Here is a 12,354-nt window from a genome sequence, read left to right as displayed (position 1 = left end):
CGCCGCCGGAAAGGAGAACCTTGTATGAAACATAAAAGGCTGCCGACGATTCTCCGTTACACGGCCATTATTTTGTCGTCGCTGGTGATGATCGTCCCGTTTGCGACGGCTCTGATGAACTCGCTCAAAACGTATAAAGAGTACACGACCGTACCTCCGAAATGGATACCGGAAATTTTCCAATGGTCGAACTACGCAGAGGTATTGAAGCTGGGCAATATCGGCGGGTACACGCTGAACAGCTTTACCGTTGCCCTGCTGTCGGTGATAGGGGCGCTGCTCTCGTGCTCCATGGTCGGCTATGCGTTCGCCAGACTCCGGTTTCCGCTCAAGAACGCGCTGTTCGTCATGGTGCTCGGAACGATGATGATCCCGCCGGTCGTCATCATTATCCCGCATTTTATTATTTTCAATAAGCTGCATCTGCTCGATACGCTGACGCCGCTCTGGGTAATCGAATGGCTCGCGCAGCCGTTCGGCATTTTCCTGATGAGGCAGGCGTTCATGAACATTCCGAAGGAGTACGAGGAGTCCGCGAAGCTGGAGGGGTGCAACCCGATCCAGGTGTACTGGCGGATCTTCATGCCGATGGCGAGGCCGACCTTGGCTACGCTGGCGATCTTTACGTTTATGGGCAAATGGAACGAAATTTTGACGCCGGTCATTTATTTGACCTCGAACGATAAGTTTACGCTTCCGATCGGGATTCTTTCGCTCGGCGGCCAATGGTTCGGCAACGAGCAGTTGATGGTTGCGGCCGCTCTGCTAAGTCTAGTTCCGATTCTGATCGTATTCCTGTTCGCGGAAAAGTATTTCGTTCAAAATCACAGTGCCTCGGGCATTAAGTGAAAGGAGACGGCACTCTTATGAAAATCGCGGCATTCAGCGGCGCTCTCATGGAGTACAGCATTCAGGAAGCGATGAAAATCACGGCGAATCTCGGATTCGACGGGATCGAAATTGCGTGCCGGGAGCCTCACCTCTCGCCTCAGACCTCTCTTCCAAGGGTAAAAGAGATCCGCAGGCTCGCCGATGAGCATGTGCTGGATATCCCCGCGCTCGGCGGTTACATGGGGCGGTTCTCCGAATCCAGCGATTCCGAATGCGCAGCCGCTTACGATGAGTTTCTCGGTTTGCTGGAGCGGGCGGATTATCTGGAGACGGATATGATCCGGATTTTTCCGGGAGGACCCAACGCTTTCCTGGCTGCCGATTACCATTATGAGAAGGCGGCCCACTGGCTGAAAAAATGTGGGGCGGAAGCCCGCAGGCACGAGAAGAAAATTTTGCTGGAGATTCACAATGTGAGCCTGATCGAGACCGTGGAGAGCTCCATGCGTCTGCTGGAGATGATTGGCGAGGATAACGTCGGACTGATTCACGACGCGGGCAACATGTACATCAGCGACACCGATTTCGGCCGCGCTTCCGTTACGGGGCTGGGCAGCCGATTGCTCCATGTCCATGTGAAGGACGAGAAAAGAATCCCCGAGGCGGGCGGGCCGGGGACGTTCCGCAACGTCACCCGCCACGGGGAAGAGCATTTCCTCCAGTGCCGCCTCGGCGAAGGGGAAGTGGACCACCGGGAGCTCTTCGAGGCGCTGGCGGAGACGGGATACGGGGGCTGGGTGACGCTCGAATGCTTCGCCCCGTATCCGCCTGTGGAGCAGCTTGCCCATGACCGCGACGCGGTTCGGCAGCTGATCCGGGAGACGGCGTCGGCATCGGCACCGGCGATAGCGTCGACAACAGTGTCGACAACAGCGCCGACATCGGCATCTCCATCCTCTTCATCCGTGTCCGCGTCCGGCGAAAATTAGCCTACCATCGAAAGGGAAGTGACTTTCTTATGACAACACCGGTTACGGCGCAGCCAGTCCGGTTCGGCCTTATCGGATGCGGCATCATCGCCGACATCCACGCCAAGGGAATCCGGGAGACGCCGGAAGCGGAATTGACCGCGGTGTACGACTTCGTGCCGGAGACCGCGGTTCGTTTCGGACAGACCTACTCGGCGGCGGTCTACGAGAGCCTCGAAGAGATGCTCGCCCGCGACGATCTGGACGTGGTCTGCATCTGCACGCCGAGCGGGCTTCATGCCGGGCAGGCCGTGCAGGCCGCCAAAGCGGGCAAGCACGTCTTCGTCGAAAAGCCGATGGCCATTACGATGGCCGACCTCGACGACATGATCCGGGTAAGCGGCGAGAACAGCGTTCTCCTCTCGACGGTATTCCCCCGCCGGATGTCCCCGGCGGCACGATATGCCCGGGAGCTGATCCGGGCGGGCCGGCTGGGCAAGCTTAGTCTTTGCTCGGGTCGCGTAAATATTTACCGCAGCCAAGAATATTACGACAGCGCGGGCTGGCGCGGCACTTGGGCGATGGACGGAGGCGGGGCCATGATGAATCAGGGGATTCATACAGTGGACCTCCTCCAGTGGCTGGCGGGCCCCGTCGCTTCCCTGTACGGCAAAGCCAAAGCCGTCCTGAGGGATATCGAGGTGGAAGATACCGCGGTATCGGTGCTTCAGTTCGAGAACGGCGCGCTGGGACTGCTTGAAATTACGACCACCGCGCATCTGGGGCCTGTACATCGGATCGAAATTCACGGGGAGAGGGGCTCCCTGGTGATCGAAGACGACGATATCGTGGCGCTTAAAATCGACGGGGAGCCTGTGGAACTCCCGGAATTCGAACCGTTCAAGATCATTCCCGACGGCCATCGGATCCAGATCCGGGACATGGCACTCGCTGTCCGGGAGGGCAGAGAGCCCATCGTGCCCGGAACGGAGGGAAGGCATTCGCTGGAGATCATATTGGGAACCTACGAATCCGCCCGGACCGGCAAGGAAATCGTTTGCCAGGGCACTCCTGTCGGGTAAGCTTCACTTAAAGAGACACCTTTTTTCTGCCGTAAAAGGCGGAAAGAGGTGTCTCTTTTTCTTGCTTGTTCACGCGTATTCTGCTTGACGACCCAAAAAATTTAAGTGCCCGGATTTAACGGTCAAGCTTCAGCGGCGCGTACGTTTTGTCCTGAATCATTTGCTCTCTGAACGTTTGTTTGGGGGCATACTTCTCGTCGTCCGCATCCGTATGGTCCGTGTTATATTTTCCGAACTCTGCATTCATGATGAAATAAAGGCCCCCGCTGTTCTTTTTCAGAAACAGAAGATAGTTACTCGATTTTTTTAATTCCGTATAATTTTCTCTTGTTATTTTACTTTTACCTGTTAAGCCTTGAAAATAACTAATAGGCTCACCAACTTGGATCGTTGTTTTAGGTGTAAGATTACCTTTGATAACATGCTCTACTTGAAAATCGGTGATCGTATAAAAATCCTGGATAGCATTAGTGACCGAAAAAGTTGTGATCATTTTTTTTCTTTCCTCGAAACTCTGACTAGTTGATCCTGATACGATCAATTCGGCACTATTGAAAAGCTCATCTTCCGATTCGAACGATGCGTAAACTCCAGATGTGTTGATAATTGTATCTTTAACTGAGTTGTAAATGAATAAATAATATAAACTAGAAATTAAGAGAAGGCCTGCTAACAGAGTTAAAATAATATTTTGTTTTTTTACAACTTTGTTGAGTTTCATTTTGTGTCCTCACTTTTGAACCAAACATTAAATTGCCAGCATGATCACTTTTGTAACTAGAAATCTTTGAATTTTCTACAGTTAGAACGTAAGACTGTACCAATAATAGTAATTGATACAACGATTTTACAATAAATTCTCCTTAATTTACATTTATTTTGTGGATGGTACAGCCGGGTTTAGAATGGTGAATAACATTAAATATAGTTTTCATCTATCTGACACCTTTATTAAAAACGGGATTCGTAATAAGCTACATAGGAATGGAAAATATGCACAACTAGTGGATTCGCCGTGGAGGGAGAGACCGGACTATGGAAGTACAGCCGCTGCTGCAAGTTGAGAAGCTGGCGATGAAAAAAATGAAAATTTACAAGCAGAGCAAGCTCCGCTATTTATCCCGTTCCGCGCTGGCGAGCATGTTTATCGGGTTCGGGGTTATCGTCGCGTTCAAGACGGGAAGTTTCTTCTACCTGGAACATTCCCCGTTCACGTATCCGATGGCCGCGATCACTTTCGGCGCCGCGATCATTCTGATCTCGTACGGCGGCGGTGATCTTTTTACGGGAAACACGTTCTACTATACGTTTGCCGCGTTAAGACGGAAGCTTCGCTGGCCGGAGGTTATCCGATTATGGCTGACAAGCTACGGAGGCAACATTCTCGGAGCCGTGGCGTTCGCGCTGCTGATTTTGGCGACGGGGCTTTTCAGGGAGCACAACGTGAACGGATTCCTTCTAAGCGTGGCGGAAAAAAAGATGAACGCGCCTACGCTTGAACTTTTTTTCAGGGCCATTCTTTGTAATTGGCTCGTGTGTCTGGCCTTTTTTATTCCGATGTCGCTCAAAGGGGACGGGGCGAAGCTGTTCGCCATGATGCTGTTCGTGTTCTGTTTTTTCATCTCCGGTTACGAGCACAGCATTGCCAATATGTGTACGTTCGCGATTGCGCTGGTGGTCGAGCATCCGGATACGATTTCCTGGGGCGGAGTTCTCCATAATCTGATCCCGGTGACGTTCGGCAATCTTATCGGGGGCGGTATTCTGATGGCGGTTATGTATCACTACGTGAACAAGCCGTTTATGGACGAGCACGAAGAAGCTTAGCGGTGAAAAAAAGAGCACAGCGCTGTCCGCTTCATGCGGAGGCACAGCGGAGTCCAGAGCTGAGCGCCGTCGCTTGGGCTTCATCGCCGGCAGGGGCGGACGCCGCATTGAAAGCCCGGGACGCGAACGCCCCGGGTCTTGCGCAGTCGTGCCCTCAAAAGGGCTCACCCCGTTTGGCGGGTGTGAGCCTTTTTGTGCGCGGTTATACCGGCTGCGCGCCGGGAGAGCCTGCACGAGCCGGTAGGGCGGACCTCGCTTCCGCCCGCAAAAAAACCTCCTTAACCGGGCAAACGGTTAAGGAGGTTTAAGGTTTATGAAACCCGGCTGATATTCCCCGTCAGGAAATATCAATCCGGCGAATCGTGCGGCGCGTTACTGGGCGGTGTATCCGCCGTCCACGAGCAGCGTCGTGCCGGTCACGAACGAGGCGTCGTCGCTGGCGAGGAACAGCACCGCTTTCGCGACCTCTTCCGGCTTGCCGAGGCGACCCATCGGATGCAGGGCCGTGAGGTGGTCCGTGATGGCCTGGGTGCGTCCCGCGATCAGCGGCGTGTCGATGTAGCCGGGGCATACGGCGTTCACACGGATGCCATGCTGCGCATAGTCGATGCCCAGCGTTTGCGTTAGCAGCTTCACGCCGCCTTTCGCGGAAGCGTACGCGGTGACGCCGGCTTTGCCGACGTGGCTGTGGATGGAGCCGCAGTTGACGATTGCGCCGCCGGTTCCCTGGGCGAGCATCTGTTCCAGCGCGTATTTGTCGCTGAGGAATACGCCGGACAGGTTGATGTCGATGGTCTTCTGCCAGGCTTCCCAGCTCAGCTTGTCGGCGGGGCCGTCTTTGGCAATGCCCGCATTGGCAAATAAAATATCCAGCTTGCCGTATTGTTTGACCGTTTCGGCAACCATATGTTTAACGTCGTCTTCTTTGGTGACGTCGGTTTTGACGAACAGGGCTTCGCGGCCCTCCGCTTTCAGCTCGTCGGCTACGGTCTGGCCGCGGTCGGAAAAGTCCGCGATGACGACTTTGGCGCCTTCCCGGGCGAACAGGCGGACCGTCGCTTCTCCGATTCCGCTGGCTCCTCCGGTTACGATGGCTACTTTATCGGTAAATCTCATGAGGTATCTCTCCGTTTCTCAAGTAGGGTGAACGGTCGTTACGGCCGTGTAATCCAGGAGGTCCTGCCATGGGGCAAGTCCTCATCATCTTGCTTGTATTGTATCGCTTTTATTCCTATAGAACTATTTAAACTTAGTAAGCTATACTTAAGCCGTGCTTAAGGAAGGGGGCGGAATTTTGCATCTGGAGCAGTTGGAATACATCGTCGAAGTGGCGAAAACGGGATCGATCACTAGCGCCGCACGCAATCTGCACGTGTCCTTGTCCGCGGTCAGCCAGTCCATCACTCACCTGGAAAGCGAGCTCGGGGTCGTTCTGTTCGCGCGCTCGCGGATGGGCGCGGTTCCGACGGCCGAAGGCAAGGTAATCATCGGCAAGGCGTTCGAAGTGCTCAGCAAGCTGGACGAGCTCAAAGAAGCCGCGCGGGTCTGGGGCGAGACCCTGAGCGGGGAGCTTCGCATAGGCACCATTCCGGGACCGATGTCCCTTCTGGTCGATGCCGTCGCGGGGTTCAAGCAAGATTACCCGCTGGTGCGGATGGAAATCGCGGAGAAAGGCTCGCAGGAAATTCTCGATGACATCCGCCATAACCGGCTGGACATCGGTTTTATCATATTGTTCGAGAGTCTGCTGAAAAAAAGCGAGGGCGTGACCTTCGAACGGCTGCTGGAAGGAAAAATGGTCGTGGGCATGAGCGATAAGTCTCCGTTGGCTTACCGGGGTGCCGTCACGCCCGAAATGCTCCGCACCCAGCCTGTCGTGCTGTATAACGACGAATACGTGCGGTGGTTTATGAACCGGTTCGCCGCGGAGCACGGCGAGGTGGACATTTTATTCACGACCAACAATACGGACGCCATCCGCAAGGCGGTGGAAGAGCAGAATGCGGTAACCGTGGGGATGGATTATTCCTTCCGGCGGGAATGGGCCCCCTTGTTCACGGAAGTCAACATGCTGACGGCGGAGCTGGAGTTCAAGGCGGGTCAGCCGGTTTACCTGGGCTGGGTGCGCGCGGAAGGGCGCCATTTCCCGCGGGTTTCCAAGACGTTTGTGGAGCGGCTGAGAAACGGGCTCCGGTAGATTTCCGGCTCGCCTTCCGTCCGTACCCGTGGGATTCGCGGCAGGATATGGGAGGATACCGGAGGATGTTTCCGAACGTCACGGCTCAGTACGCCTCGTCGGGGGTGAGCGCGGGTGAGCCACCGTCAGCGGGGCTGAGTCCGTTTTCCAAAACCGGCTTCCTTCTTTATACTTATAAGAGTGTTTTACACACGAATAAACGAACCGGGAGTTGACTTGGATTGACGTATGCTGAAATGTTGGGACGGCGCAGTGAGATTTTAAAGCGTACCATCGGAGACATGATTGCAAAAGACAATACGAAAGGTCTCGGTATGCAGGAAAGCAGCTTTCTGAGAAACATGATTAAAGAGCTGCATCAGAACGAATATGAACTTCAAAGAAACTCGTAAATCTTCCTGAAACCCTTGAAATTACCTATAAAGGAGAGGAAGACACCAAGCCCGCTTCCGGGACTTGGTGTTTTTCGCTTGAGAAAGGAACCCGTCCGTCATGAATGTGAAAATAATCGGTGTAGCGCTCTACATCATGCTTATCTACGGGATCTCGAAGCACTACCCGGCTATGCACGGACTGTTCTTCCCCGCGCTGGGGGCATTCAGCTTCCTGTTTATTTCCCGCCCGTTCAACGCGAAAGCGATGAGTTCCATTTCGGCGGGAGCTGTGCTGGCCACGGTCGTGGGCACCCTGATTTATTACCTTGTTCCCGGCATTTTGGCACTTTTCGTCAATACGCTGATCATCATTTGGCTGAACAAGGTCAAATGGAACGCGCCTCCGATTCTCGCCGTTTCCCTGATTCCCTTTTTTACGGAGACTCCCCGCATCTGGGACGTACCTCTCGCCGTCGCCTTGTCTTTGGCAGGGCTGACGGTGACGCTGCTGGCCGCCGATTTCGTGCATAAGCTGCTGATGGTGACCTTCCGAAGCGGAAGCAAGCTTGCGCCCGGTTCGGAAGAGGCCGCGGGGTAACGGCCTATCGGCAGCGAGGTGGGAAACCCGCGGGTACACCGGGCCGAGTGGGTATCAAGCCGCCCTCGAACCGGCAACTGAATAAGCGGGCGCTCTCTTCGAAGGCCGCCCGCCCCCGAAACAAAGACTCCCGCTTTTTCCGGCCGGGCGTCTTTTTTGTGCTGCTTTTATTCGGTTATCATTCGGCGTAAACGATCATAAATTGACCTTTACTGAAATGATTGAAACAGCCCGCGCTGAGGAATATGTCGCCGTAATAAGCGGCCCCAGAATCATCAGTCTGAATCGCTATGCTTAGAGTAGCGGGGGTTCTCAACAGGTTCAACGGGCTAACAATAGGGTTAGCCCGTTTTTCTAAAAATTTCTTTAATTGAACTAAATATTTTTATTATTATTTCAGAAAAACCTTGAAAGAAGTCACTTAGATATTTTTTGACTAGGAACCCTACCAAAGTAAAGAATAGTGAAATAACTATTATATAAACAAATAGTTTTAGTCCTGTTTCTATGAATTCCATTTAGATACAGCACCTCCTTAACAGATTGTAGTATAAACCACTAAAGGGGAAAATGCCCATAAAATGATTTTGTTGGCGGATAACACCTATCGAGTGTTTAGAGGTACTGTTTTCGGAGAAAATTTTTAAAGTTCCCTATTTACAGAACCGAAAAATCCTCCTATAATGGCGATAGATTAATTCCTACTTTACCAATAGGATATTAAGAAATTAGCATTCGGATGGGATGCAGCTTAAAAACGGGGAGGAACAATCATGAAAAAAAGAGCTTCATACGCGGTTAGTCTGATTTTGGCTGCTTCACTGGCCTTGTCGGCTTGCAGCAGCTCCGGAACACCCGGCGCATCGGAAGCGCCGAAAACGGACGACCAGGCCAAACAGCAGACGGGCGCAAATCAGTTTATTGCCGCAACCGACAAATCCAAGTCGCCGGCCGCCGCTACCGCAAGGAAGGATACGGTCGTGGTTACGCTCACGGAACCCGGCGGCGTGTTCAATCCTTATTTCTATCACAACGGCTATGACGGCAACGTAACCTCGGTCATGTTCTCGCCGCTGGTCGACATCGACGAAACCGGTAAGCCGATCCCGGCTCTGGCCGAGAAATGGGATATCTCCCAGGACGGGCTTAAGTATACGTTCCATCTTAAAAAAGACCTTAAATTCAGCGACGGTTCCCCGCTGACCGCGGATGACGTGGCGTTCACTCTGAGCGTGCTCTACGACAAAGCTTACGACGGCGAAACGGATATTACGGAAACGGCCGTTAAAGGCGGCCAGGCTTATAAAGAGGGCAAAGCCTCCACAATCGAAGGCATCAAGGTCATTGATCCGCAAACGATCGAAATCACGACGGAGAAAGCTAACGCCAGAGCGCTTCTGCTGCTGGGCGGCCAGGTTCTTTCCAAAGCCTACTACGGCAAAAACTACACACCGGGCAATCTCGAATACATAAAAACGCTCCATACCAAGCCGGTGGGAACGGGTCCGTACAAACTGGAGAAATTCATTCCTGGACAGGAAGTCCGTTTTATCGCGAACGAAAACTACTTCGGCGGCAAGCCGTCCGTGGAACATTTTATTTATAAAACGACCTCCGGTGACGCGACGCAATTTTTCCAGACCGGAGAAGTGGATTACAGCGCTTATCCGGCCAACGACGACAGCCTGGAGCTTCTCAAAGGCCTCGGCTACGCGAACGTAAACATTTATACTTCTACGGCTTACAGCTTTATCAAGTTCAACCACAGCAAGCCGATTTTTAAAGACAAAAACGTCCGTCAGGCGTTTATTTACGGCCTGGACCGCGACAAAATCGTCGCAGCCGCTTACCAGGGCTACGGCCAGGTAGCGAACGTGCCGATTTCTCCCGCTTCCTGGGCTTATACCGAAGAAGGCGTCAATACGTTCAAGTTCGATCCGGAAAAAGCGAAGAAGCTTCTCGACGATGCGGGCTGGAAACCGGGAGCGGACGGTATCCGGGAGAAAGACGGCGCGAAGCTGGTCGTCCATTATTTCACGACGAAAGGCCCGCTCAGCGACGTGCTCGTTCCGATTGCCAAAGAAAATTACAAGAACATCGGCATCCAGCTCGAAACGGAACTGATGGACTACAACGCCCTGCTGGCGAGAACAAGCAAAGGCGATCACGATCTGGCTTCCTTCTCGACCACGATGCTGCCCGATCCGTCCGACGGTGTCATCAGTTTCTACTCGAAGAACAAAAGCAGCTTTACCGATACGAACGGCTATGCGAATCCGAAAGTCGATGAGCTGATCGAGAAAGGAATCTCTTCCTTTGATATCGAGCAGAGAAAAACGACTTATAAAGAGTTGTACAAGGAACTGTCCGACGATCCGCCGTTTATCCTCCTGACTTACCGGAAAATCATTTCCGCGCATAACGCGAGAATCGAAGGCTTCAAACCGAACGGCTACACGGGCATTTCCTCCAGCCTGCCTAAGCTGAAGATCGAGTAGTCTTTTCCATCCTATCAATAGCGGAAAGAGTAATGCCCAGCTTACAGGCTGGGCATCTTTCTTGGGAGGTACACAATGAAGTCTTACGTAATCAAACGATTGATTTATATGCTGATCACCCTGATCGGGGCATCCATGCTTATTTTTATGCTGTATGCGCTGACGCCCGGCGACTTTGTCGATTCCAACCCGAAGCTGTCAATGGAGCGCAAGATCGAGCTGAAAGAGCTGTACGGACTGGATAAGCCGGTCGTCGAGCGCTATTTTATTTGGCTGGGCAATCTGCTGAAGGGCGATCTGGGCTTCTCGCTGCAGTACCAGCAGTCGGTGACCTCGCTGGTCGTCAGCTTTATCGGCAATTCCTTTCTGATCGCGTTCACCTCCATGATTTTCACGTGGCTGATCGCGATAGCGATCGGGGTCTTCTCGGCTACGAAGCAGTATTCCTGGTTTGACGCCCTGATTACGTTTCTGGTCTTCGCCGCCATGTCGCTTCCGGCTTTTTTCGTGGGGCTGCTCATTATTAAACTGCTCGCGGTCGACCTCGGATGGTTTCCGCCGGGAGGAAAAATCACGACCGGCAGCACAACGACGGGCCTGGCTTACGTATGGGAAGTCATCCGCCACATGGCCCTCCCGGTCGCTGTCCTCACGATGCTGAGCGTCGGCTCGCTGACCCGGTATTTCCGGACGAATTTGCTGGAGGTCATCAAGCAGGATTTTATCCGGACCGCCAGAGCCAAGGGGCTCAAGGAGAAGACGGTCGTATATAAGCACGCGCTGCGCAATGCGCTGTTGCCCGCCATCACTCTGCTCGGCTTCGAGATCCCTTCCTTGTTCGGAGGAGCGATCATTACGGAGAAAATCTTTAACTGGCCGGGGATCGGGCAGGTGTACATGCAGGCTTTTTCCGTACGGGATTATCCGGTCTTAATGGGGTTCACGATCTTTATCGCGACCTTGACCGTGATCAGCAACCTGATCGCCGATCTGCTCTACCGCGTGGCGGACCCGCGCGTAAGATTGAAATAGGAGGGCTCTTGCATGTCAGTCACCGCTCAACATCCGTTAAATCCGGCCGCAGGACAGCCGTCGGCTCCTAAGTCTTCTTTGTGGAAACAGTCGTTTCTGAGGCTCAGGAAGAACAAGATGGCCATGCTCGGTCTGGGCGTTCTTATTTTTATATTTCTGCTCTGCTTCATCGGCCCGTTTTTCTCGCCGTACAGCTCCGGCAAAGTGGATGCCGGTCTGATTAAGGCGCCGCCCAGCTTGAAGCACTGGCTCGGTACGGACCAGCTTGGCCGCGATATTCTGACCCGGCTTATGCAGGCGGGCCGTATCTCGCTTACGGTCGGCCTCGCATCCATGGTGCTGTCGGTCCTGATCGGATCGGTGCTCGGCATCCTCGCGGGTTTTTACCGGGGAGTCGTCGATCAGGTCATTATGCGCGTGGCCGACGTGCTGATGACGATTCCCGAGCTGCCGATGCTGTTCATCATGGGCGCCGTCCTGTCCGAATGGAAAGTGCCTTCCGATTACCGGCTGTATATCGTCATGATTATGCTCAGCCTGGTGGGGTGGCCGGGACTCGCCCGGATGGTACGCAGCCAGATTCTGGGCTTGCGCGAACGCGAATTCATCCAGGCCGCCGATGCCCTCGGCCTGAGGGACCGGCGCAAACTGTTCTACCATTTGCTGCCGAATACGATTCCGCTGCTCATTGTCGTCGCGACGCTGCGGGTTGGCGGGGCCATCATCGGCGAGTCGACGCTGAGCTACTTCGGACTCGGCGTCGTGCCTCCGACGGCCTCCTGGGGGAACATGATCGACGCGGCCAATTCGCTGATCGATTTCCAGAAGCGGCCGTGGCTGTGGGCGCCTCCGGGCTTCGCCATCTTTATCACGGTCATTGCCGTGAATTTGCTGGGTGACGGACTGAGAGACGCCATGGATCCGAAAATGAAAAGCAGGTGAGCGCA

At 53.7% G+C, this 12,354-nt stretch carries 13 protein-coding genes; 11 read left to right on the top strand and 2 right to left on the bottom strand.

Annotated features, from left to right (window positions below; genetic code table 11):
* Positions 1–24: 24 nt before the first annotated feature.
* Genes PCH01S_RS19185 through PCH01S_RS19175 form a run of 3 tightly spaced genes read left to right on the top strand, consistent with a single transcriptional unit; the run spans position 25 to position 2,881 of the window.
* Positions 25–849: a carbohydrate ABC transporter permease gene (locus PCH01S_RS19185; protein WP_042232004.1), complete on the top strand. Its 825-nt coding sequence runs from the start codon at positions 25–27 to the stop codon at positions 847–849.
* A 17-nt stretch (positions 850–866) separates the two neighbouring features.
* Positions 867–1,820, top strand: a complete 954-nt coding sequence (locus tag PCH01S_RS19180; protein WP_241688788.1) for a sugar phosphate isomerase/epimerase family protein — start codon at positions 867–869, stop codon at positions 1,818–1,820.
* Between the two features lie 29 nt (positions 1,821–1,849).
* Positions 1,850–2,881, top strand: coding sequence for a Gfo/Idh/MocA family protein (locus tag PCH01S_RS19175; RefSeq protein ID WP_042232001.1), 1,032 nt, complete (start codon positions 1,850–1,852; stop codon positions 2,879–2,881).
* Positions 2,882–2,996: 115 nt separating this feature from the next.
* Here the strand turns inward: PCH01S_RS19175 and PCH01S_RS19170 are convergent, their stop codons facing one another.
* A complete protein-coding gene (locus PCH01S_RS19170) occupies positions 2,997–3,602 on the bottom strand; it encodes a hypothetical protein (RefSeq protein ID WP_042232000.1) in 606 nt (201 codons plus the stop codon).
* 314 nt (positions 3,603–3,916) lie between these two features.
* Here PCH01S_RS19170 and PCH01S_RS19165 point away from each other — a divergent pair, with 314 nt between their 5' ends.
* On the top strand, positions 3,917–4,708 hold the full coding sequence (locus tag PCH01S_RS19165; RefSeq protein WP_042231999.1) for a formate/nitrite transporter family protein: 792 nt from the start codon (positions 3,917–3,919) through the stop codon (positions 4,706–4,708).
* A gap of 2 nt (positions 4,709–4,710) precedes the next feature.
* On the top strand, positions 4,711–5,016 hold the full coding sequence (locus PCH01S_RS19160) for a hypothetical protein (protein ID WP_042231998.1): 306 nt from the start codon (positions 4,711–4,713) through the stop codon (positions 5,014–5,016).
* A 64-nt stretch (positions 5,017–5,080) separates the two neighbouring features.
* Here the strand turns inward: PCH01S_RS19160 and PCH01S_RS19155 are convergent, their stop codons facing one another.
* Positions 5,081–5,824, bottom strand: a complete 744-nt coding sequence (locus tag PCH01S_RS19155; RefSeq protein ID WP_042231997.1) for an SDR family NAD(P)-dependent oxidoreductase — start codon at positions 5,822–5,824, stop codon at positions 5,081–5,083.
* 178 nt (positions 5,825–6,002) lie between these two features.
* On the opposite strand from PCH01S_RS19155, the gene PCH01S_RS19150 reads away from it, so the two are divergent.
* The 6 genes from PCH01S_RS19150 (at position 6,003) to opp4C (ending at position 12,349) form a co-directional block, all read left to right on the top strand.
* The gene (locus tag PCH01S_RS19150) at positions 6,003–6,905 is read left to right on the top strand and encodes a LysR family transcriptional regulator (RefSeq protein ID WP_042231995.1); all 903 of its coding nucleotides are present in this window, start codon (positions 6,003–6,005) and stop codon (positions 6,903–6,905) included.
* A 221-nt stretch (positions 6,906–7,126) separates the two neighbouring features.
* The gene (locus PCH01S_RS30935) at positions 7,127–7,297 is read left to right on the top strand and encodes a hypothetical protein (RefSeq protein ID WP_009675738.1); all 171 of its coding nucleotides are present in this window, start codon (positions 7,127–7,129) and stop codon (positions 7,295–7,297) included.
* 100 nt (positions 7,298–7,397) lie between these two features.
* Positions 7,398–7,877, top strand: a complete 480-nt coding sequence (locus PCH01S_RS19145; RefSeq protein ID WP_042231993.1) for a hypothetical protein — start codon at positions 7,398–7,400, stop codon at positions 7,875–7,877.
* Positions 7,878–8,650: 773 nt separating this feature from the next.
* The gene (locus PCH01S_RS19140; RefSeq protein WP_042231989.1) at positions 8,651–10,375 is read left to right on the top strand and encodes an ABC transporter substrate-binding protein; all 1,725 of its coding nucleotides are present in this window, start codon (positions 8,651–8,653) and stop codon (positions 10,373–10,375) included.
* A 75-nt stretch (positions 10,376–10,450) separates the two neighbouring features.
* Positions 10,451–11,407, top strand: coding sequence for an ABC transporter permease (locus tag PCH01S_RS19135; protein ID WP_042231988.1), 957 nt, complete (start codon positions 10,451–10,453; stop codon positions 11,405–11,407).
* Positions 11,408–11,419: 12 nt separating this feature from the next.
* On the top strand, positions 11,420–12,349 hold the full coding sequence (gene opp4C / locus PCH01S_RS19130) for an oligopeptide ABC transporter permease (RefSeq protein ID WP_042231987.1): 930 nt from the start codon (positions 11,420–11,422) through the stop codon (positions 12,347–12,349).
* Positions 12,350–12,354: the final 5 nt, after the last annotated feature.

Origin of the sequence: Paenibacillus chitinolyticus NBRC 15660 (assembly GCF_000739915.1) — a bacterium.
GTDB classification, from domain to species: domain Bacteria; phylum Bacillota; class Bacilli; order Paenibacillales; family NBRC-103111; genus Paenibacillus_F; species Paenibacillus_F chitinolyticus.
The sequence above is the reverse complement of the archived record's forward strand: the minus strand, read 5'-3'. Positions and strand labels throughout refer to the sequence as shown.

Coding starts and splice junctions, on each gene's coding strand:
- PCH01S_RS19180 (WP_241688788.1), top strand. CDS start 867: ATGAAAATCGCGGCATTCAGCGGCGCTCTCATGGAGTACAGCATTCAG.
- PCH01S_RS19175 (WP_042232001.1), top strand. CDS start 1,850: ATGACAACACCGGTTACGGCGCAGCCAGTCCGGTTCGGCCTTATCGGA.
- PCH01S_RS19165 (WP_042231999.1), top strand. CDS start 3,917: ATGGAAGTACAGCCGCTGCTGCAAGTTGAGAAGCTGGCGATGAAAAAA.
- PCH01S_RS19135 (WP_042231988.1), top strand. CDS start 10,451: ATGAAGTCTTACGTAATCAAACGATTGATTTATATGCTGATCACCCTG.
- PCH01S_RS19155 (WP_042231997.1), bottom strand. CDS start 5,824: ATGAGATTTACCGATAAAGTAGCCATCGTAACCGGAGGAGCCAGCGGA.
- PCH01S_RS19145 (WP_042231993.1), top strand. CDS start 7,398: ATGAATGTGAAAATAATCGGTGTAGCGCTCTACATCATGCTTATCTAC.
- PCH01S_RS19185 (WP_042232004.1), top strand. CDS start 25: ATGAAACATAAAAGGCTGCCGACGATTCTCCGTTACACGGCCATTATT.
- opp4C (WP_042231987.1), top strand. CDS start 11,420: ATGTCAGTCACCGCTCAACATCCGTTAAATCCGGCCGCAGGACAGCCG.
- PCH01S_RS19170 (WP_042232000.1), bottom strand. CDS start 3,602: ATGAAACTCAACAAAGTTGTAAAAAAACAAAATATTATTTTAACTCTG.
- PCH01S_RS19140 (WP_042231989.1), top strand. CDS start 8,651: ATGAAAAAAAGAGCTTCATACGCGGTTAGTCTGATTTTGGCTGCTTCA.